General features: G+C 50.3%; 12 protein-coding genes and 1 pseudogene. 9 read left to right on the top strand and 4 right to left on the bottom strand.

What is annotated here, in order from left to right; all coding sequences use genetic code 11:
* Nucleotides 1-45 precede the first annotated feature (45 nt).
* Nucleotides 46-2490: an HDIG domain-containing protein gene (locus tag IPK01_10910; protein MBK7933988.1), complete on the top strand. Its 2445-nt coding sequence runs from the start codon at nt 46-48 to the stop codon at nt 2488-2490.
* Nucleotides 2491-2505: 15 nt separating this feature from the next.
* A complete protein-coding gene (locus tag IPK01_10915) occupies nt 2506-2955 on the top strand; it encodes a hypothetical protein (GenBank protein ID MBK7933989.1) in 450 nt (149 codons plus the stop codon).
* Between the two features lie 75 nt (nt 2956-3030).
* On the opposite strand, the gene IPK01_10920 is transcribed toward IPK01_10915, so the two are convergent.
* The 4 genes and pseudogenes from IPK01_10920 to IPK01_10935 all read right to left on the bottom strand — a co-directional run bounded on the left by IPK01_10920 (nt 3031) and on the right by IPK01_10935 (nt 7630).
* The gene (locus IPK01_10920; GenBank protein ID MBK7933990.1) at nt 3031-3516 is read right to left on the bottom strand and encodes an HIT domain-containing protein; all 486 of its coding nucleotides are present in this window, start codon (nt 3514-3516) and stop codon (nt 3031-3033) included.
* Between the two features lie 8 nt (nt 3517-3524).
* Nucleotides 3525-3803, bottom strand: a complete 279-nt coding sequence (locus tag IPK01_10925; protein ID MBK7933991.1) for an integration host factor subunit beta — start codon at nt 3801-3803, stop codon at nt 3525-3527.
* Nucleotides 3804-3860: 57 nt separating this feature from the next.
* Nucleotides 3861-6173: a 30S ribosomal protein S1 gene (locus tag IPK01_10930; protein MBK7933992.1), complete on the bottom strand. Its 2313-nt coding sequence runs from the start codon at nt 6171-6173 to the stop codon at nt 3861-3863.
* A 302-nt stretch (nt 6174-6475) separates the two neighbouring features.
* A pseudogene (locus IPK01_10935) lies at nt 6476-7630 on the bottom strand (type IV pilus twitching motility protein PilT).
* A 316-nt stretch (nt 7631-7946) separates the two neighbouring features.
* Here IPK01_10935 and IPK01_10940 point away from each other — a divergent pair.
* From IPK01_10940 to cphA, 7 genes are all read left to right on the top strand, one after another.
* Nucleotides 7947-8726: a class I SAM-dependent methyltransferase gene (locus IPK01_10940; GenBank protein ID MBK7933993.1), complete on the top strand. Its 780-nt coding sequence runs from the start codon at nt 7947-7949 to the stop codon at nt 8724-8726.
* Between the two features lie 477 nt (nt 8727-9203).
* Complete coding sequence (locus tag IPK01_10945; GenBank protein ID MBK7933994.1) at nt 9204-10736, top strand: tetratricopeptide repeat protein; 1533 nt, start codon at nt 9204-9206, stop codon at nt 10734-10736.
* Nucleotides 10737-10797: 61 nt separating this feature from the next.
* A complete protein-coding gene (locus IPK01_10950) occupies nt 10798-11784 on the top strand; it encodes a UDP-N-acetylmuramate dehydrogenase (protein ID MBK7933995.1) in 987 nt (328 codons plus the stop codon).
* A 71-nt stretch (nt 11785-11855) separates the two neighbouring features.
* Complete coding sequence (locus tag IPK01_10955; GenBank protein ID MBK7933996.1) at nt 11856-13706, top strand: tetratricopeptide repeat protein; 1851 nt, start codon at nt 11856-11858, stop codon at nt 13704-13706.
* Between the two features lie 73 nt (nt 13707-13779).
* Complete coding sequence (carB, locus tag IPK01_10960; GenBank protein ID MBK7933997.1) at nt 13780-17004, top strand: carbamoyl-phosphate synthase large subunit; 3225 nt, start codon at nt 13780-13782, stop codon at nt 17002-17004.
* A 65-nt stretch (nt 17005-17069) separates the two neighbouring features.
* Nucleotides 17070-17924 carry a cyanophycinase gene (locus IPK01_10965; GenBank protein ID MBK7933998.1) on the top strand — a complete coding sequence of 285 codons (855 nt, stop codon included), beginning with the start codon at nt 17070-17072 and terminating at the stop codon, nt 17922-17924.
* A 41-nt stretch (nt 17925-17965) separates the two neighbouring features.
* Nucleotides 17966-20602, top strand: a complete 2637-nt coding sequence (gene cphA, locus IPK01_10970; protein ID MBK7933999.1) for a cyanophycin synthetase — start codon at nt 17966-17968, stop codon at nt 20600-20602.
* The last annotated feature ends 197 nt before the right edge of the window (nt 20603-20799 follow it).

The raw sequence follows: 20799 nt of genomic DNA on the forward strand, positions 1-20799 counted from the left end.
TTTTTTTGATATTTTTCGCATATTCCGCGGTTAGAAGAGATTTGAATGAGTAAACGGATCAAAGATCTGAAATCGCCCGCTGCACGCTGGTGGGAAAAGGTATTTGCGGCGGCCGCAAAACCGTTTTCGGTGCTTTCCGACGAGCATAAATTCTGGCTCGGATTTACGGTCCTTTGCCTTGTCACGACGCTTCTGATCCAAAATCCGTTGTGGAACTCGTCAAACGAAACCACTTACAAAGAAGGCGACATTGCACGCGCAAGCATCACATCGCCTGCGGACATCTATTTCATAGATCCGGAGGAAGCGGAACGAAAAATTGCGGAGGCGAGAGCCAGCGTAAGGCCGATCTTCCGCTTCGAGTCCAACAAAGCTGAACAAGCAGTACGCAGTTTTGTTTCGGCGTGGGAGAAACTCCAGCGGCACGGCAGCGAGCTTACGGAAGGCAAGCAGGCGAACACTGATTCAAAGAGCGAGACCCATTGGAGCGGCGCCGGCGGACCTGAGGTTGGCAAAGTTCTGGCTTCGCGTAATTTCAGCCGCAACGAAACCGATGCAGTCCAAAGTGCACTTCGCGAAAGCAGCGAAGGTTATATTTATGACGATTCGGAAAAGCAATACCTTCAGAATGAGGTGATCGTATTTGACCGCTCAAAGCCCGGCCAGCAAGCTTCCGTTTCGATGCCTGAAACCAATTGGACCACGCTTTCTACCGCACGTGACAAACTGAAGACCAAGATCGCCGGCGTGAAGAGCTTTTCGCTAAAAGAATCAGAAGCATTTTACACGGCCACGGAGATCCTTCTCGAGCCGAGCATTTCGTTCGACAGCGTCGCTACGGAGGCGGCACGACAAACTGCGATCGATAGTGCCCAACTACCCAACGTCACTCTAAAACGCGGCGAAAAGATCGTGAATGAAGGTGAAAAGATCACGGTGCAGATGCTGTCTCAGATCGCTGCGGTTCGCAATTACAGCAACTCGAATCGGCAGTTGAACCGTTTTTTTGGACTTTTAGTGTTGATCTCTGCGTTGTTCTGGGTATCGTGGAAATTTATCCAGAATCGCGGCATTGTTCCGCGTCTCGCTTTGTCGCCGCGAAAGACATTTGCACTCCTCGGGTTTGTCGTGATCGTGCAGACCGGAGTGGTCGCGGCGTTGTTCAGGCTTGCTGAGTTCACGGCCTTGCAGAATGAAAAGGCACCACTCAATGATCCGATGATATGGGCGTTTGCCATTCCGTTTGCGACCGGCAGTTTGCTGATGACGCTCCTTGCCGACCGGCCGACAGCTTTGTTTACGGGACTCTTGAATGCGCTGATCGCCGGTTTCTTGGCTCCGCGAGGTCTCGAATTTGCGGTATTTGCAGCTATCGTGTCATCGATCGCCGTATACGGGATTGGGCGATACCGCAATCGGCAAACAGTGACGATCGCAGGTGCTTTGGTCGGAGTCGGCGGCGCGGGACTTGCGATCTCGTTGATCGCATTTACGCAGCAGCCGATCATCTTGAATACGATATTGCTGTCGATCGCGTGCGGACTTGCCAGCGGCATTATAACGGCAGCGGTTACATCTGTCCTTCTGCCGATATGTGAGAATACATTCGGTATACTGACCGACGTTAAACTGCTAGAACTTTCAAACGCCGATCTTCCGGTCCTCGGTCAACTCGCCCTGCGTGCTCCGGGAACGAATCAGCACTCGCATGCCGTCGGACAATTGGCCGAAGAAGCCTGCCGCGTCGTCGGAGGAAACGGATTGTTGGCTCGTATCGGTGCCCTTTATCACGACATCGGAAAGACAGCGGCTCCGGAGCATTTCGTTGAAAATCAATTATCGAAGAATCCGCACGACCGCCTCAAACCGACGCAGAGTGCGAAGATAATCATCAGCCACGTAACCTACGGTACAAAGCTCGCTAAGGAAATGGGGTTGCCGCAGCGGATAATCGATTTTATTCCACAGCATCACGGCACACGCACACTTCATTATTTCCTTAAGAAAGCTCAAGCTGAGGCTCGCGACGAATCGGAAATATCGGAAAACGACTTTCGCTATCCCGGCCCAAAGCCTCAATTCAAAGAAGCTGCGATTATGATGATCGCGGATTCTTGCGAAGCGGCAGCCCGCTCTCTCGCTGAGCCGAATCCCGAAAATATTCGATTCATCGTAACCAAGATAATCGATGCGATCCTCGCTGACGATCAACTTGGTGAATGCGACCTGACGCTCAGGGAACTAACCCAGATCCGCGAATCTATGATCAAATCGCTCGTTGCGATCTATCATTCACGAGTCGATTATCCCGGTTATATTCCGCCTAATTCGGGCCAGTTTAATTTTGCCGGCAGTGAAATTGAAAAAGAAGAACGTATCGCCAAATACTCGAATCCGGCTGACATACCGATCAGTCCCGGCGGCGAGATCGAGGACGAGGCGATCGACCGGACCCATGAACCTGAAAAGGCAGAGGCAAATGCTAAGTAGATAGGTAAGATAATAATGTTGAAACGCTACACTTTCTGGCTGTCCGCTGCGGTGTTATTTCAGTTCATAACGGCGTTAGTACATTCGTTGAGCCTGTTTATCAAGGTTCCGCCAACTAATGACACCGAGGCCCAACTGCAAACGCTGATCACGACCTACCATATTAGTGCCGGAGCTGGATTTTCGCCGACGTATGGCGACCTTTTTACTGCGCTCAGCTCTTGCTTCACATTCTTATGCGTATTTGCAGGAATGACCAACGGCTATCTCCTTATAAAACATGCGGAACCGACCTTGATGAAGGGAATCCTAGCGATAAATGTAGCTGTATTCGGAGTGGTGTTTCTGGTGATGGCAGTCTTCACCTTCCTGCCGCCGATCATTTGCACAGGCATGATCTTTATCAATCTGCTGGCGGCTTATATTGTGATCCCAAAGATCGAGTCGGCGGTCGAAGAAATTTGATCGCGAACCGATTCGAAAAAGTCAGGAGTAAATTCCTTCTTTTACATCTTTTAGGATATTTTGCAGTTGAATATTTTAAAATTGTCCCTGCAGCTTGTCGTATGTAGATTGTAGCGTTTCCGGGATCGTCCGGGTTTGGCCGATGGCGGTCATGAAATTGGAATCGCCGACCCAACGCGGCAGGATATGCATGTGATAATGGTCAGCGACACCGGCGCCTGCAGCTCGGCCGAGGTTCATTCCCATATTGATCCCATCAGAATGGTAGATGTCGCTTATTGCAGCGGCCGCATGCTTGACGAGGTCCATCATCTCGTCGGTGGTCGCTTTGCCGGCGTCCGCGGGCGATGCAATGTGTTCGTACGGGAGCACCATCAGATGTCCTGATGTGTAGGGATAAATGTTGAGAATGACAAAATTAAACTCGGCCCGATGAAGAATAAAATTCTCTTCATCACTGGCCGAGTTGTTCAAGATACCACAAAAAACACATCCGCCTTTGTTGGCGTCATTGCTCGCTGTTATGTAATCATACCGCCACGGACTCCAGAGTACATCCACGCTTTCACCTAGATATTGTTGATCATTTCCTTAAGCTCTTTGCCGGGCTTAAAATATGCAACACATTTTGCCGGAATTTCGACAGCTTCACCGGTCTTCGGATTGCGGCCCTTTCGCGAATTGCGTTCACGGACGCGAAAACTGCCAAAACCGCGAAGTTCTATCTTCTCACCCTTATTCAATGAACCGGTGATACTATCGAAAATGATCTCGACGAGTTGTTCCGCATCTTTTTTGGTCATATCCGCTTCTTTCGCGACTTTTTCAACCAGATCAGCTTTTGTCATTTTTCAGTTCTTCTCCAACGACGATGTGCCCCAATTTCCCTTGTTGTCAGTTTAAATTTAGGCCGACTGTTTTTCAGTTTCCTCTTCGGTGGTTTCCTCGGCCGGAGCTTCTTCAGCAGCGACTTCTTCGGCGACAGAAGCTTCAGGTTCAGCGACTGCTTCTTCAGCGGCGGCTTCTTCAGCGACAGCCGCTTCGGGCTCAGCGACTACTTCCGCAGCGGCAACGTCTTCAGCGGCGATTTCTTCAGCGACAGCCGCTTCGGGCTCAGCGACTGTTTCCTCAACAGCAACTTCTTCGATAGCTGCTGTTTCCGGAGCTTCGTCGGTCGCAGTATCCACCGTTTCGGTTTCCGCAGCCGTGCTTTCTTCCGTTTCAGCCGTTTCTGAATCCGCAATTTCTTCAGCCTGAGCCTCAGGTGCGGGCTCCTGGGCTGCAATTTCGGCAGCCGCGGCAGCCTCAGCTTCTTTCGCTGCAAATTCCTCAGCCTTGATCTTTTTGGCCTCGGCCTTTGCCCGTTTCTTTTCTTCAGGATCGATCTCCGCCGGAGCCTCTTCGGCTGCACCGCCAAAGTTCAACTTAGCAAGCTCGCCCAAACTGGCCATACCGCCTTTCGCTTCGGATGAATAGATGCGTGAATCGACGATCGGCTCGTCTTCCTTACCAACAGCACGATGTGAAAGGCCTATTTTCTGGTCAGCCTGGTCGATGCGCAGAATGCGGAAATCCATTTCCTGTCCCATTTCGGCAACCGACTCTGGGCGATCGACACGATCATCAGAAAGCTCTGAGATGTGACAAAGCCCTTCGAGTCCTTCGCCCAGTTCGACAAACACCCCGAAGTTCGTAAATCGCGTGACCTTGCCGCGGACAGTGTCGCCCGCACGATGTGTCGCGACAAATCCTTCCCATGCACTCGGCGTGAGATCCTTCATCGAGAGCGACAAACGCTGATTCTGTTTGTCGATGCTGGTCACGATGGCATCAACTTCCTGGTCTTTCTTGAGCACGTCTTTCGGGTGCTTGATCTTTTTGGCCCACGTGATATCCGATACGTGAACGAGCCCGTCGATACCTTCTTCGAGTTCGACAAATGCACCGAAATCAGTAATGTTGCGGACGCGGCCGTGGATCTTGGTGCCGATCGGATAACGCTGGTCGACATTCGCCCAGGGATTTTCCTGGAATTGTTTCATTCCGAGGCTGATACGTTTTTCGACAGTATCGACGCCAAGCACTTGAACTTCGACCTCGTCACCGCGATTGAACAGTCGTTTCGGGCTCTGCGATCGTCGTGACCACGATATTTCAGAAACGTGGACGAGTCCTTCGACTCCGGCCTCGAGTTCAACAAAAACACCGTATTCGGTTACGGACGAAACCTTGCCCTTAAGCTTTGTGTTGACCGGATAAACTTCGATCACCGTTGACCAAGGATCGGGCTGAAGCTGTTTGTAACCGAGCGAGATCTTGTCGCGTTCGCGTTCCAACTTGAGAACCTTGACTTGAATGTGGTCATTGACCTTGAACATGTCGCCCGGATGGTGGAGGCGTCCCCAGGACATATCTGTGACGTGCAGCAGGCCGTCGATGCCGCCGATATCGACGAATGCACCGTATTCGGTGAGGTTCTTGATCGTGCCTTCGATGACGTAGCCGACATCGATCTTCGACATCGTTTCCGCCTTTTGAGCGTTGACGACCTCGTCGGTCAATACCTTTCGGGACAGGACGATGTTGTTACGGCGGCGGCTGAATTTAATGATCTTGGCTTCGATCTCTTGGCCTTTGTACTGGTCAAGGCTGTAGATCGGACGCGAATCGATCTGCGAGCCGGGCAAAAATGCTTCAACTCCGTTGATATCGACGCGAAGACCGCCTTTGGTCTTGTCGACGACAATACCTTTGACAGTAGCCTCTTCATTGAACGCTTTTTCGATGTCATCCCAAGCCTTTCGGCCAAGTGCATCGACGCGAGAGAGGACGGGCGGCCCGTCGCCTGAGTGCATGCTCTTGAGCACGACCTCGACGTCATCGCCCACAGCGACTGAGAGTTGGCCATCTTCGCCGGTGAAATCTTCGACCGGTGCGATGCCTTCGCTCTTGTAGCCGAAGTCGATCAGGATGCCGCGGTCTGACACGCCGACAACCTTGCCTTCGACAAGTTCGCCCGTATGAAATACCGTCTGCTCCTGCTCAAACTGCTCCAGGATGGCACCAAAATCGATGTCTCCTGAGCCCTGAGCGTCGTCCAATGCAACAGCCGGAGCTGATTGCGCTTCTGCCAATGTTTCCGTCGCGTTCGCCGTATTCTCAGTCGTAGTATCAGTGACGGTTGATTCTTCGACTTCCTGTGTAACCTCGTTTGTCATTTACCGGTAATTAAACTTCCCTAATTTATTAATTCACTGCATAAACTAATGCCTAAACAGCTATTTACACCTTCGACCAACTGTTCCAATCAATCCCAACCAAACAAAATCGCATCGCTCACCATTAAATGTGCATTCGAAATGCTAAATGCAACGGCGGGCAACGTAAATTGCGTGGGTCTAATGGTCCTTCCGCTCGATTGTGTAAACCTAAAAGTTACACGCAATTAAGCCCTTCTGTCAAGACTTATTCGCCGAAACACGTTGATGAATATATATTTTAGCGTGATTCAGTTAATTCGCTAGTTGCGGGTGATGAGATCGCCGACCTGACCGACTCCGCCGCTGCGTTCCATTTCCTCGCGGGCGATCGTCGTAGTATTGTGAATTCCGGCGAGACGCAGACGGAATTCGTCAGGATTTGTGATCCGCGAAGGGCCTCGTCAAGAGAGATCAGACCTGATTGATATAGATAAAATAGCGACTGGTCAAACGTCTGCATGCCATACTGTGAAGTTCCCGCCGCGATCGCATCGCGAATCGCCGACGTCTTGTCCTCGTGCAGTATATAATCGCGGATGAGCGGTGTTGACATCAGAACTTCGACTGCCGGAATCCGGCTGTTGCCCTTGACTGATTTCATCAGACGCTGCGAAACAACGGCCTTTAGAAGGCCGGCCAACTGGATACGTACGGATCGCTGCTGATAGGGCGGAAATGCTGAAATGATTCGGGTTAGCGTTTCCGACGCATCGGTCGTGTGGAGCGTAGAAAGCACAAGATGCCCTGTTTCGGCGGCAACCAAGGCCGTTTCGATAGTCTCAAGATCGCGCATTTCACCAACAAGAATCACGTCCGGATCCTGCCGCAAACTGCCGCGAAGAGCTTCGGCGAAACTACGCGTATCGACATCTACTTCACGCTGAGTCACAAAGGATTCTTTATCTTTGTGCAAGTATTCGATCGGGTCTTCGATAGTTACGATGTGACAATTACGGTTTTGATTGATGTGATCAACGATCGCTGAAAGCGTCGTAGATTTTCCGGAACCGGTCGTGCCGGTAACTAGGATCAAGCCGCGAGTTTCCTCGGCAATATTATTGAGGATCGGAGGAAGGCCAAGCTCGGCAAATGAACGGATCGTGTCCGGAAATTACGCGGGCGACAATGCCGATCGAATTTCTTTGTTGAAAGATATTGACGCGAAAACGACCAAGGCCTGAGACCCCATACCCGATATCTACCTCGAATACTTCTTTGAAGTGCTGCTTTTGCCGGTTCGACATCATCGAAAATGCCATCTCAAGAGTCTCATCCTGAGTCATTTTTGCGACTCCGGACAACGGCTTTAGCTCACCTGTTACCCGAATTACGGGAAATGAACCTGCACGCAAGTGTAGGTCGGAGGCGCCGAAGCTCATCGCCATTCGCAACAGATCATCAATTCGGGTCGGCATAATAAGGAGACCAAGGGAGCATCGGCAACTGCGAAGATCACGAACGTGATAAAACTAACGGTCGTCGCCACTGCGGTCTACTAACATTCTATCTGCTATCTAGACTTATGGTCAATGGTTTTTTATTTGATCCTCACGTACTGAAAATCAGTTCCGATGTGGTCGCGGAAGGAAATTTAACATCGAGTTGTATGACTTCAGGAATGGTTCGCAATCGTTAAGCGAAACAGATCACGACCGTGACCTGGATTTTCTAATATCGATTCCGCGCGGCGAATATGTATATGTTATTATTCTGGTTGAAATTAACACAATTATGAGTGATTTTGATCAGCGGATCGCGGCCCTCGACACGGGGCTCTTTGAGAAGATAACGAGCCAATCTACTGATACGGACAAACAGACGTTGCTCGCATGCCAACTCGCCGTTCGTGAATTAAAAAGTAGTTTTAGTTACCTGGAGATAGGTTCATATCTCGGCGGCAGCATTCAGCCGTACATACTTGACGTAAAATGCGCACGAGTATATTCGATCGACAAACGTCCTGAAACACAGCCTGACGCCCGCGGTTACGATTGGGTCTATCAGAATAATTCAACACAGCGGATGCTTGAATTGCTGAAAGAGGTTGGTCCGACTGATAAAGTGACAACCATCGACGGCGACACGATCGAGATAAAACCAACACAAGTAGATGAAAAGATCGACCTTTGTTTCATCGACGGCGAACATACCGACGAAGCTGTCCTCCGTGATTTCCGTTTTTGTCTGGATGTCCTTGCCGAAAACGGGGCGATCATGTTTCACGACTCGCAGATAACATATAACGGGATCGCGGCGTCCGTAAAGTATCTTGAGGACAATGCCCGGCCGTTTCGAGCATATTCACTGCCGAATTTCGCATTCGTTATTGAGATTGGAGATTTTCCGATTCATAAGAATGAACGTGTTATGGAGCGACTTGTCAATAACTATCAGAGTTTCTTGCCTTCTCTTCAATACAACGATAATTACAGGCGATTTTCGACACGATTTCCATTTGGAATGATCCGTCGGACGTTGATCAAGGTTAGGCGGTCGAATGTGAGTCAGTAGCTTTGCTTGTGGGTTTGGTACAGATCCGTGATAAGATTTCGGCGCAAGTTCCACGTCGAACAATCGCAAAATTCTCATCGGTAAACGTCAACTAATAGTTCGGGCATCGAACGAGATGATTTGTTACGCCCCGAGTCGAAAGTTTTGACGCCCATAAAGCGAGGAATACTAATGTTCAACAAAGTGTCAGCCCTGCGTTCTTTAATTTCATTCTCGTTGATCCCAACAATTGTCTTTACATGCTCGCCTGTCTTCGCTCAGGGGCCTGACCTAGTGCCTGTGAGTGATATAACGGGGGGCTCAAGCGTTTTTGTTCTGCGAAGTTCGGGTCGGCCTTCTCGTAGATTCTCGACGTCAAGAACGACGAGAACCAAGGCACAACGGCTGGAGTCGGCCAAAAAGATCAAAAAACAATTCGATACTATCAACAAGTCGACACCGATTCGCGTGCGCGCGGCTGTCGTGGATCCCAACAAAATGCCGACGAACATAAAGACAATGGCTCCGGCAAGGGCCTCACTGCTGTTCGCGGGTGTTGGTGAGTATTATGTCGATAATAATGACCTTGAGAACTCGCTGAAATTTTTCCGTGAATCTGTTGACCTCGACGCAGCAAATGTAAAGGCTAAGGAAGGCTTGAGCGAGGTTCTTGCTGCTAAGGGAAATGAACTGCTATTGGCCGACAAGGCTGGCACCGCTAAGGGTTATTTCCTTGAGGCGATCAAGACCAATCCCAAGAACTCGGCCGCTTATTTCGGCCTCGGCGAGGTTTATTCGGAACTAGACCAATCGAAAGAGGCGATCAAGAGTTTCGAGGCTGCATTGGCGAATAACCCAAAACTGACTGAAATATTTGTGCCGCTGGGCATTCTTTATTTTCAAACCGGAGAGATTGCCAAGGCTGATGAAATGCTGACAAAGGCGATGGCAAATGCCTCCGAATCCGCTGAAACACAAATATTCCTCGGATCGATTAGACTGTCGCAAAACCGGAATCAGGACGCTCTTGCCGCATTCCAGCAGGCCAAGGCTCTCGATCCTACCAATGCCGACGTTTTCTTTCAATCAGGTGAGGCTTATGTTCGGTTGGACCGGGAAAAGGATGCGATCGCTGAATATCAAAAAGCCGTCGAGCTGAAGCCGAATTACCTAGAGGCATGGATAGGTCTTGCGGACGCATACTATGAACTCAACAATTATGTCGAAGCCGTCAAGGCCTATACCCAGGCCAGAAAGCTGAAAAATGATAACGTTGACGTCCTGGTCGGACTCGGCGACTCTCAGCGAATGTCGAGCGATTTCAACGGTGCCGCCGGAAGCTATAATCAGGCGATTACCTTCATCACCCGCGATCCGAATTTTGACAAGAACGAGGCTGCCGATATTTATAGCAAGTTAGGATATGTGATCGGCCAGCAATGTCAGATAAATCTTAGGCAGGCAAAGGCATGTGCTTGGCCGCAGGCGATCAGAGCATTGGAGAAGTCGGTCGAATTTGGCAGCGGTAACACTGCGGATTTTGCCAACCTCGGTTGGGCATATTACAACGCAGCTCGCGTAGACGGTTACGAAAAGCGTGAATCGGACAAACAGACAAAGCTCGCATTAGCGAAGGCAATGCTCGAAAAAGCTATTGACGCCAATCCGGCGTACGTCGAGGGGCCTTTGCTTAATCTAGGTATGACTTTGACCGACCTTGGTGACTTTGCGGGTGCGGTGAATGCACTCTCAAAAGTGATCGCCAAACAGCCGAAATGGGTGTTTGCACTCAATGAACTTGGAATCGCGTATCGACAGCAAAAGAACTACAAGGAAGCGATAAACTACTTTAAGAAGGCCGTTGACCGAGACGAAAACTTTGCGGCCGCTCACTATAATCTCGGCGAAACGGAATATCGAAACGGTAACACCGCAAATGCCAAAAAATGCTACGAGAAGCTCGTGAAACTTGGCCGCGGAGATCTGGCCGCGCAGCTCGAATTAATTTCCAACGGAGCGGTTCGCAAATAAGTAGATATTTGTGAAGGAACTCTCGATACAGGAAAACGTAATCCTCGCGCCTTATACCACGATGAAGATCGGCGGCAGGGCGCGATTTTTCGTCGAGGCTCATAACGAAAACGACGTTGTCGATGCTTTGCGGTTTGCTTATGAAAAAGGTCTCGACGTTTTTGTTCTTGGCGGCGGCAGCAATGTGTTGATTTCAGACAAAGGGTTTGACGGTATGGTTATGCACATCGCGACCCAAGGTGTCGAGTTCAGCAAAGCCGATGAAAGTGTTACAGCGACTGTACAAGCCGGCGAGGATTGGGACGATTTTGTGGCGAATTGTGTCGAACGAAATTTAGCCGGCATCGAGTGTCTTAGCGGTATTCCCGGCCAAGTCGGTGGAACCCCCGTGCAGAACGTCGGTGCGTACGGGCAAGAGGTTTCGGAAACTATCGTTTCGGTGAGGTGCCTCGACCGGAATAGTCTAGCTATCCGTGAGCTTTGTAACGAAGACTGCTGCTTCTCGTACAGAAGGAGTATATTTAACTCCACCGACTTAGGATATTATATTGTCCTAAGTGTGAAGTTCTCATTGAAACAAAACGGTGAGCCAAAGATCGCATATAAGGATGTCCGCGATTATTTTGTCGACCGAACGCCGACACTCACCGAAGTGCGAGATGCTGTTATGGCGATCCGCCGATCGAAGTCGATGGTGCTTGATGCGGACGATCCCAATTCTCGAAGTGCAGGGTCGTTCTTCAAAAATCCAATCGTGGGCATCGAGATTCTTGCAGCGATCCGCAAGTCTTTTCCTGGAGTACCGAGCTTTACGGTCGATGCCGACAATGCAAAAATTCCGGCTGCATGGTTGATCGAGAACGCGGGGTTTCAGAAGGGCTTTGTTTTGGGCTCTGCCGCCATCTCGTCAAAACATACACTTGCATTGATCAATCGCGGCAACGCTACGAGTGGACAGATCGTTAATCTCAAAGAAAAGATCCAGACTGAGGTCGAGAGCCGATTTGGTATCCTCCTCGAGCCGGAACCGATCTTTGTCGGTTTTTGACGCTTGTGCAAAAAAGTCTTACGCGTTCGTCATAACTCTTGTATAATTTTGTTTAACTTTGAGGTTCTAATATGAGACGAGCAAATTCCTTCATCACTTTTGTGGTTTCTTTCGCGTTGATATTTTCGCTGCTCCCTTCGGCGACGATCGTTCGCGGACAAGACATGGTGGCCTCCGAGAGCATTTCAGGTGGCGGTAGTGCGTTTGTTTTTCGCGGTTCGAAAAAGGCTCCTCAGGCTCGAATGGGCATTGGGTACGCGTCCTCCGGCGAAGCGGCCGGCGGAGCCGCCCGAGCCAGATCGGGCCGTACAAATGCCCAAATCGCCGCTGCGGCGAAAAAACGCAAAGCCGCTGCTGCATTGGCACGTAAAAAGGCTATCATCGCGGCGGCAAACAAAAAACTACAGCTCTCAAATACATTGACAGCCAAGGGTGAGAAGGCTCTTGACGCTGATCAAAATGATGAGGCGATCACCAGCTTCCGTTCGGCCCTAGTTCAGAATCCTAAGAATACACGTGCGATGAACGGTCTGAGCGATGCTTTGACCGAAAAGGGCATTACGGTGGCAGGAGATACGAACAATACGGCGGCGATCCCGCTTTTTGAAGAAGCGATCAAATACGACAAGTCCAATGACGTTGCGTACGCCAAATTAGGAGCGGTTTATGATTCATCGGGACAGAAGGACAAAGCGATCGCGAATTACGAAAAGGCGATTGCTATCAATCCTGATCTTGCAGCACTTCAAACGACATTAGGACTTGCTTACATTGAGAATGGTGACATCGCGAAGGCGGAAGTCGCTTTGAAGAAGAGTGAAGCCGGCGGGTCGGATTCCGTCGATACTCGAACACTCCGGGGACTTATACTCTTCAAGCAGAATAAGAACGAAGAGGCTATCGCCGCGTTTGACCGTGTTCTTGAACTGGACAACCGAAATGCTGCCGCCAACTATTATCGTGGCCAGGCATTCGGGCGTTTGGATCAAAACGATAGGTCTATTGCCGCCTATAAAAAGGCCATCGAGGCTGAGCCGGGTTATGCACCTGCTTCGTTTGATCTCGGTGTTGCCTATTACAATGCAGGCGATTTAAAGAATGCTGAGATTTTTTATCAAAGCGCGATAAAGGCCGACCCGAAAAACTATCAAGCTCACGCGAACCTGGCAAGTACGTATCGTCAGCTCGAGCGCTATCCTGAAGCAAATGCCGAATATGCTATGGCCTCGAATGGCATTAAGACTGCGGATCTATATAGCGAATGGGGCTATTGCCTCGGTAAGACGAATGAATGGGACAAGGCTGCGGCCAGGCTGCAGACAGCCCGAGAATTGAGCCCGACGGCTGTGGACAATTCGAATGTTGGTTGGGCCTATTACAATTCCGGCACGGCTAAGGCCGCAAACAAAGATGAGGCAGGAGCAAAGGCCGATTATGCGGTCGGAAAGACATTTCTGCAAAAAGCAGTCGAGCAGGACCCGAAGCTCGATGCGGCATATCTCAACCTAGGTTCGACGCACAACGGGCTCGGCGAATATCAACTGGCGGTTGGCGTACTGAATACGGCTGTCGGGCTCCGAAAAGGATGGACGCTTGCATTAAATCAGTTGGGTCTCGGATATCGCGGGCTTAATGATCTTACAAATGCGGTAGCGATCTTTAAGCAAGTAACCGATCTCGATGGTAACAACCTGTTTGGACTATTCAGGCTCGGCGAGGCTTACAACGCGAGTGGAAACAAGAAAGAAGCCAAAAAGATCAATGACCGGCTCAAAAAGCTTGATCCAAGGTTGGCGGGTATGCTTAACGACGTGTTCAACGGGAAGATTCCAATGCCAGGTATGGGAAATGTTGGCGTTCCAAATGTAACAAACATTCCGAAGGTGCCCAAGGTGCCCAATATTCCGAGATTTCCCTATTAACTGGGAATTGTCTTTACTCGAAAAGTGCGGTTCGATAGACCGCACTTTTTTTGTATAATGAAGAGTTTAAAAGATGCCTAGACGCGAAGACATACACAAAATTCTGATCATCGGCTCGGGTCCGATCGTAATAGGGCAGGGTTGTGAATTTGATTATTCAGGAACTCAGGCCTGTCGGGCACTCAAGCAAGAAGGATATGAGGTCGTGCTGGTCAATTCAAATCCGGCAACGATCATGACCGACCCCGAGATCGCCGACTGCACTTATATCGAGCCGCTGACACTCGAAACTGTCACCGCAATTATTGAAAAAGAGCGTCCGGATGCGTTGTTGCCGACGGTTGGCGGCCAGACCGGATTGAATCTCTCAGTAGAATTGCACGAGCAGGGAATTCTCGACAAATTCGGCGTAAAACTGATCGGGGCGAACATAAGCGCGATCAAGGTCGGTGAAGACCGTGAATTGTTCAAGGCCGCGATGGACGAGATCGGTATACAGAGCCCGCGTGGCGGATTTGCGCATACGTGGGAAGAAGCACGGCAGATAGTCGAGATGACAGGGTATCCGGCGATCGTTCGACCAAGCTTTACGCTTGGCGGCACAGGAGGCGGGACGGCGTACAACCCCGAAGAATTCGAAGAGATCGCGAGAGGTGGCCTTGCGGCATCGCCAAATTCGCAGATACTCGTCGAAGAATCGATCCTCGGCTGGAAGGAATATGAGCTGGAGGTGATGCGCGATCTTAATGATAACGTAGTCATCATCTGTTCGATCGAGAATTTTGACCCGATGGGCGTTCACACGGGCGATTCGATCACCGTCGCTCCGGCCCAAACATTGACCGACCGCGAGTACCAAAACTTGCGCGACATGTCGAAGGCATGCATTCGAAAAGTAGGTGTCGAAACGGGAGGATCTAACATACAATTTGCCGTAAATCCCGCAAACGGTGATGTGAGGATAATCGAGATGAATCCGCGGGTGTCGCGTTCATCAGCTCTCGCGTCGAAAGCCACTGGATTTCCGATCGCTAAGATCGCTGCCAAACTCGCCGTCGGCTATACGCTAGACGAGATCCCTAACGACATCACAAAAAAGACTCCCGCGTCATTCGAACCGACGATCGATTATGTCGTAACTAAGATCCCGAAATGGGCGTTCGAAAAATTCCCCGGAGCCGAAGATGTACTCGGAACGCAGATGAAATCGGTCGGCGAAGTGATGGCGATCGGCAGGACCTTTAAGGAATCTCTGTTTAAGGGGTTACGTTCACTCGAGGCGGTTACACCGTTGCGTTTACAGGATGTTAGCGATTCCGAACTAGAGCGAAAGTTGGCCCGCCCGAACTCGCAGCGATTCTCGTATCTAACGTACGCCTTGCAGAATGGGAAGTCGATCGAAGAGGTTCACCGATTAAGCAGGATTGATCCATGGTTCCTGGACCAGTTGTCTCAGGTTATGGAATTGCAGGCCGAGATCGACTCGAAACCGATGTCGGACGTGTCGTTGGAATTGTTGCGAGCGGCTAAGGAGTCCGGGTTGTCTGACCGCCGCTTGTTCTTCCTCACCGGAACATCTGAGAACGAGATCCGCGAATATCGCAAATCGAATGGTATCGCTCCCGTATATAAACGTGTTGATACCTGCGGAGCCGAGTTTGAATCGTTTACACCTTATCTTTATTCAACATATGAACAAGAGTGTGAAGCTGAGCCATCTAACCGTAAGAAAATAATGATCTTAGGTTCTGGGCCGAATCGAATTGGGCAGGGAATCGAATTTGACTATTGCTGCTGTCATGCGAGCTTCGCCCTACATGTTGCAAATTTTGAGACGATCATGGTCAATTGCAACCCAGAAACCGTCTCAACGGATTATGACACATCGGACCGCTTGTATTTCGAGCCGCTGACCTTTGAAGATGTAATGAACATCGTCGATGTCGAGCATCCTGATGGCGTAATCGTGCAGTTTGGGGGGCAGACGCCCTTGAATCTTGCCGATCGTTTATACGCGGCGGGCGTTCCGATAATCGGAACATCACCTGATTCGATCGATCTCGCGGAAGACCGCAAGCGGTTCGGTGCGTTGTTGGACGAACTGAAAATTCCATGCCCACAGAATTCAAGTGTTACCTCAGCAGATGAGGCTAAAGTTGTTGCGAATAAAATAGGTTATCCGGTCGTAGTTAGGCCTAGTTTTGTACTTGGGGGACGGGCCATGGCGATCGTCTATGACGATGAATCATTGGACGACTATATGCGTTCTGCAGTTGATGCGTCGCCCGAAAAACCGATCTTGATCGACAAGTTTTTGGAGCGTGCGTCGGAGATCGACGTGGATGCCTTGGCCGATGCAGAGACGGTTGTGATCGCCGGGATTCAAGGGCACATTGAGGAAGCCGGAATTCACTCGGGCGATTCGTCCAGCGTCTTGCCCGCGCAGAAGATCGCTTCCGAGCACCTTGAAACGATCCAGCATTACACAAAACTTCTGGCAAAAGCCCTCAAGGTTGTCGGATTGATGAATCTTCAATTCGCGATCCAGGATGATCGCGTTTTTGTTATCGAGGTCAATCCTCGTGCTTCTCGAACGGTCCCCTTCGTTGCGAAAGCTACCGGCGTACCGATCGCAAAGATCGCTTCGCTTGTCATGGCGGGCCACAAAACTCTCGCTGATTTTAATCTTCCGGACGTTTTGCCGGTGCCTAAGATATTCGTCAAATCCCCGGTTTTCCCGTTCAAGAAGTTCGCAGGCGTAGATCCTATCCTTGGGCCTGAAATGCATTCTACCGGGGAAGTAATGGGCGTTGGGGCGACGTTTGGCGAGGCTTACGGGAAAGCGATGGAGGGAGCTGGCCTCACTTTGCCGCTGAAAGGGAAAGCTTTTATTTCGGTAAATAGTTCAGATAAAGGGCAAGCGGTCGTGCTCGCCCGCCGATTAAGCAAAATGGGTTTCGGACTTGTTGCGACTTATAGAACGACGAATCGACTTCGCGAGGTCGGTTTAGCGTGTGAGTCAGTTTTCAAGGTAAACGAGGGCCGTCCGAACATAGCCGATCTGATCAAACAAGGCGAGATCGCATTGATCATCAATACGCCGCTTGGCAAGACGTCATTCTACGATGAAAAGGCTATTCGCAAGGCCGCTCTGCAATTCAATGTTCCGTGTGTAACGACAATGACTGGTGCTGAGGCGTTGGTCGAAGCAATCGGGACAAAGATCTCACAGAAACATGTGACGGTGCGGAGCTTGCAGGAGATCCACACGGGAACCTCATCCGCATCTCATTCTTGACCAACGCCAAACTTTTCAATAACTTAGTGTTAAGTTTTCTTTAATTTAGCTGCAAAATTTAATAAATGAGTGAATCGCATGACCGCGAGATCATTGGTGGGCATCTGCTCGTGATCGGTGGGGCAGAGGATAAATATAACGAACGGCGTATCTTGAAAAAATTTCTCGAACTGGCCGGCGGTGAAAAGGCTGAGGTGTTGATCGTGCCCGTGGCTTCGGACTTTCCGGAGTTTGCGGCGGACGTTTATACCCAGGCGTTTAGGAATCTAGGAATCGCGAATCCGCGTGTACTGCGAGCGACGTCAAGGCAGGACATTGTTCATGCGGATGTCGAGAAGTTGACCAACGGAGTTACCGGCGTCTTCATGACGGGTGGCGATCAGATGCGGCTTGTGTCGCTGCTAGGTGGAACTAAACTCGCCGAAGCACTCCGGAAAAAGGTTCGCGATACGAACGTCGTGATGGCCGGCACGAGCGCCGGAGCGGCGGCGATGAGTACGTCGATGATCGTCCGCGGCGAGCCAAGTTCGCATCCGCACAAAGACGCTGTAAAGCTCTCACCGGGACTCGGATTCCTAAAAAATATTATAATCGATCAGCACTTTAGTGAGCGCGGGCGCATCAGCCGTTTGATCACGGCAGTAGCTTATAACCCATACAATCTAGGTATCGGTATCGATGAGAATACGGCCATTATTTTGGATGGTCAAGGGATACTTGAGGTTTATGGCCAGGGCTCCGCGACGATTGTCGACGGTTCAGAGATCACGTTTAACGAAATAGCCGAAGTTGCTGACAAAGAGGCATTTAGCATATGTGGCGTTCAGTTTCATGTATTACGTGACGGTCTTGTCTACAACTATCTTGACCGTCATCCGATTCAGCCGACAAACGAATTCTTATTGCCTGATCTCGGTTAAACTTTCCAGCTTGAATAAAGTCGGCGATTCGCAAACGAACTATGGAAATTCTCGAAACACGTACTCTTCGCGGCCCCAATTATTGGAGCGGGTATTGGAAAAAGCTCATAATCATGCGCCTTGATATTGGCGTTTATGAGAAAAAACCAACGAACAAGATAAAGGGATTTTACGATCGTATGGTCGAAGTGCTGCCTTCGCTTCAATCGCACGGCTGTAGCTATGGCGAAGAGGGCGGATTTCTAAAACGCGTTGTCGAAGGTACCTGGGCCGGGCATGCCATCGAGCACTTCGCGTTGGAATTGCAAACACTTGCGGGAATGGACACGGGCTACGGTCGGACGCGCGAGACCGGCGAAAAAGGAATTTACAACGTTGTTTACAGCTATCTCGAAGAAGAGGTGGGGCGATTTGCCGGTAGGACGGCCGTTAGATTGTGGCTTGATCTCGCGGAGGGCCAAGACCTCGGAGGAATCAAAGAAGGTATTGCAGAAGCCATTCAGGAAATGCGCGAGATTCGCGAGAATGTGCGGTTCGGGCCATCCACAGGTTCACTTGTCGAGGAAGCGGATAATCGTGATATTCCGTTCATTCGCCTAAATGACCAGTCTCTAGTCCAACTCGGTTATGGAGTCCACCAGAAGCGCATACAGGCGACGACTACCGTTAATACAAACATGATCTCGGTCGATATCGCCGGAAATAAGCACGCGACCAAAAAGCTCCTCGGCGACATGGGTGTACCCGTGCCGAAAGGATATCGAATTCGTGATATCGAGGACCTAGAAGATACATTAGAAAGTGTTGGCTATCCTGTTGTGATTAAACCACTTGATGGTAATCATGGCAAAGGAGCAACGGTCGGGATCAAGTCGCTTGATGATGCGAAGATCGCGTGGGAAAAGGCAAAAGAATATTCCCGTTTTATCATCGTCGAAAAACAATTGATCGGCGAAGATTTTCGTGCCTTGGTTGTGAACAACAGGCTCATCGCGGTCGCTGAACGCGTACCGGCCCATATTGTAGGCGACGGAAAAAGTGCGATCCAAAAGTTGATCGACAAAACAAACGAAGATCCGCGGCGTGGTTATGGCCACGAAAATGTTCTGACTCAGATCGATATAGACAATCAGACCTTGCGATGTATACGGAAGGCAGGCTACGAGCTGGGGTCGATTTTGAGAAAAGGCGAACGGCTGCTTCTCAAAACCACAGCGAATATTTCGACCGGCGGAACGGCGATCGATCGCACCGATGAGGTGCATCCTGAGAATGTATTTTTATTTGAGCGAATTGCGAAGATAATAGGGCTAGATGTTGCAGGTGTTGATGTTATTGCTCCGAATGTAAGCGAGCCATTAGGTGAGAATGGCGGCGGGATCATCGAGGTGAATGCGGCTCCGGGCTTTCGCATGCATCTCAGCCCGAGCGAAGGTATTGGCAGAAATGTGGCAGAACACGTCATCGATATGCTCTTCCCGCCGGGAACTCCAGCTCGTATTCCGATCTTTTCGATCACCGGAACGAACGGAAAGACAACCACGACACGTTTGATCGCTCATATTCTCAAAAATAGTGGACGAACGGTTGGTTTTACTACTACTGACGGAACGTATATCGGCAACCAGCAGATCACTGCCGGGGACAATACGGGGCCGGTCTCTGCTCAGCTAGTATTAAAAGATCCAACGGTTGACGTCGCGGTACTCGAAACCGCCCGCGGCGGTATTATCCGGTCTGGGCTTGGCTTTGACTACTGTGACATCGGTGTTGTTATGAATATCGCTGCAGACCACCTTGGTCTGAAAGACGTAAATACGCTCGAGGATCTCGCTCGCGTAAAATCGGTCGTGCCGCGGTCGGTTTCCAAGAAGGGTTACGCCGTATTGAATGCCGAAGACCCCCTTGTTTACAAAATGAAAGAGTTGGTCGATGGCAAAGTTGTTTGCTTTTCGATGGATGAGAACAATCCTGTGATCAAGCGCCGGGCTGAACGGGGCCGCGTGTCGTGCGTTTACGAAAATGGCTATGTCACTATTCTCAAGGGCAAATGGAAGGTACGAATTGAAAAGGCGACCAATATTCCGCTCACCTATGGCGGACGAGCCGAGTTCATGGTACAGAATGTGCTCGCGGCAACGCTCGCGTGTTTTGTTCACGGTGTATCGATCGAGGATCTACGGGTTGGTTTGACGACATTCAACGCTGGTACCGCACAAACGCCGGGACGTTTGAATTTTGTCGAGGTCGGCGACGTTACGGTCCTCATGGACTACGCCCATAACCCGGCTGGACTCAGAGGCTTAGCTGACTTTATCTCGAAACTACCTAATAAGTATCATACGGTCGTTTTGAACGGAACAGGCGACCGTCGCGACGACGATATTCGTGAATTCGGCAAGATCGCGGCTGACACATTCGAACGCATCGTTATCCGGACCGGCAACTATCTCCGTGGTCGAACCCCGGAGGAACTTCACACGCTCTTGCAGGAAGGAATTGCACAGAGCAAAAAAACACCCACCGTCCGAGTCATTCCCGATGGACGTGCGGCGATACACCACGCGATAAAATACGGCCGCAAGGGCGAACTGGTGGTCACGCTTGCCGACCGCGTGCCGGACGATATTAGTTATGTCCAGGAATATCGGGACATGGTAAACGAAAAGACAGGATAGGTGGAAGGAGTCGTTCGGATATCAAAGGTTCGCATAGAATGAAAAAATGCGTGGGGAATTTCTCCATTTGGTAGGCGGCGATCGTATTGCACGCACATTCAAAAGAGAGTATTCTTATGTTGAGGTCATAGGTCCTGCGGACTCATGCCTCGCCCATCCGGTTGGACACGAATTGCGTAGGACTTGACCCCTGATCT

This window comes from Acidobacteriota bacterium (genome assembly GCA_016713675.1).
GTDB lineage: Bacteria > Acidobacteriota > Blastocatellia > Pyrinomonadales > Pyrinomonadaceae > OLB17.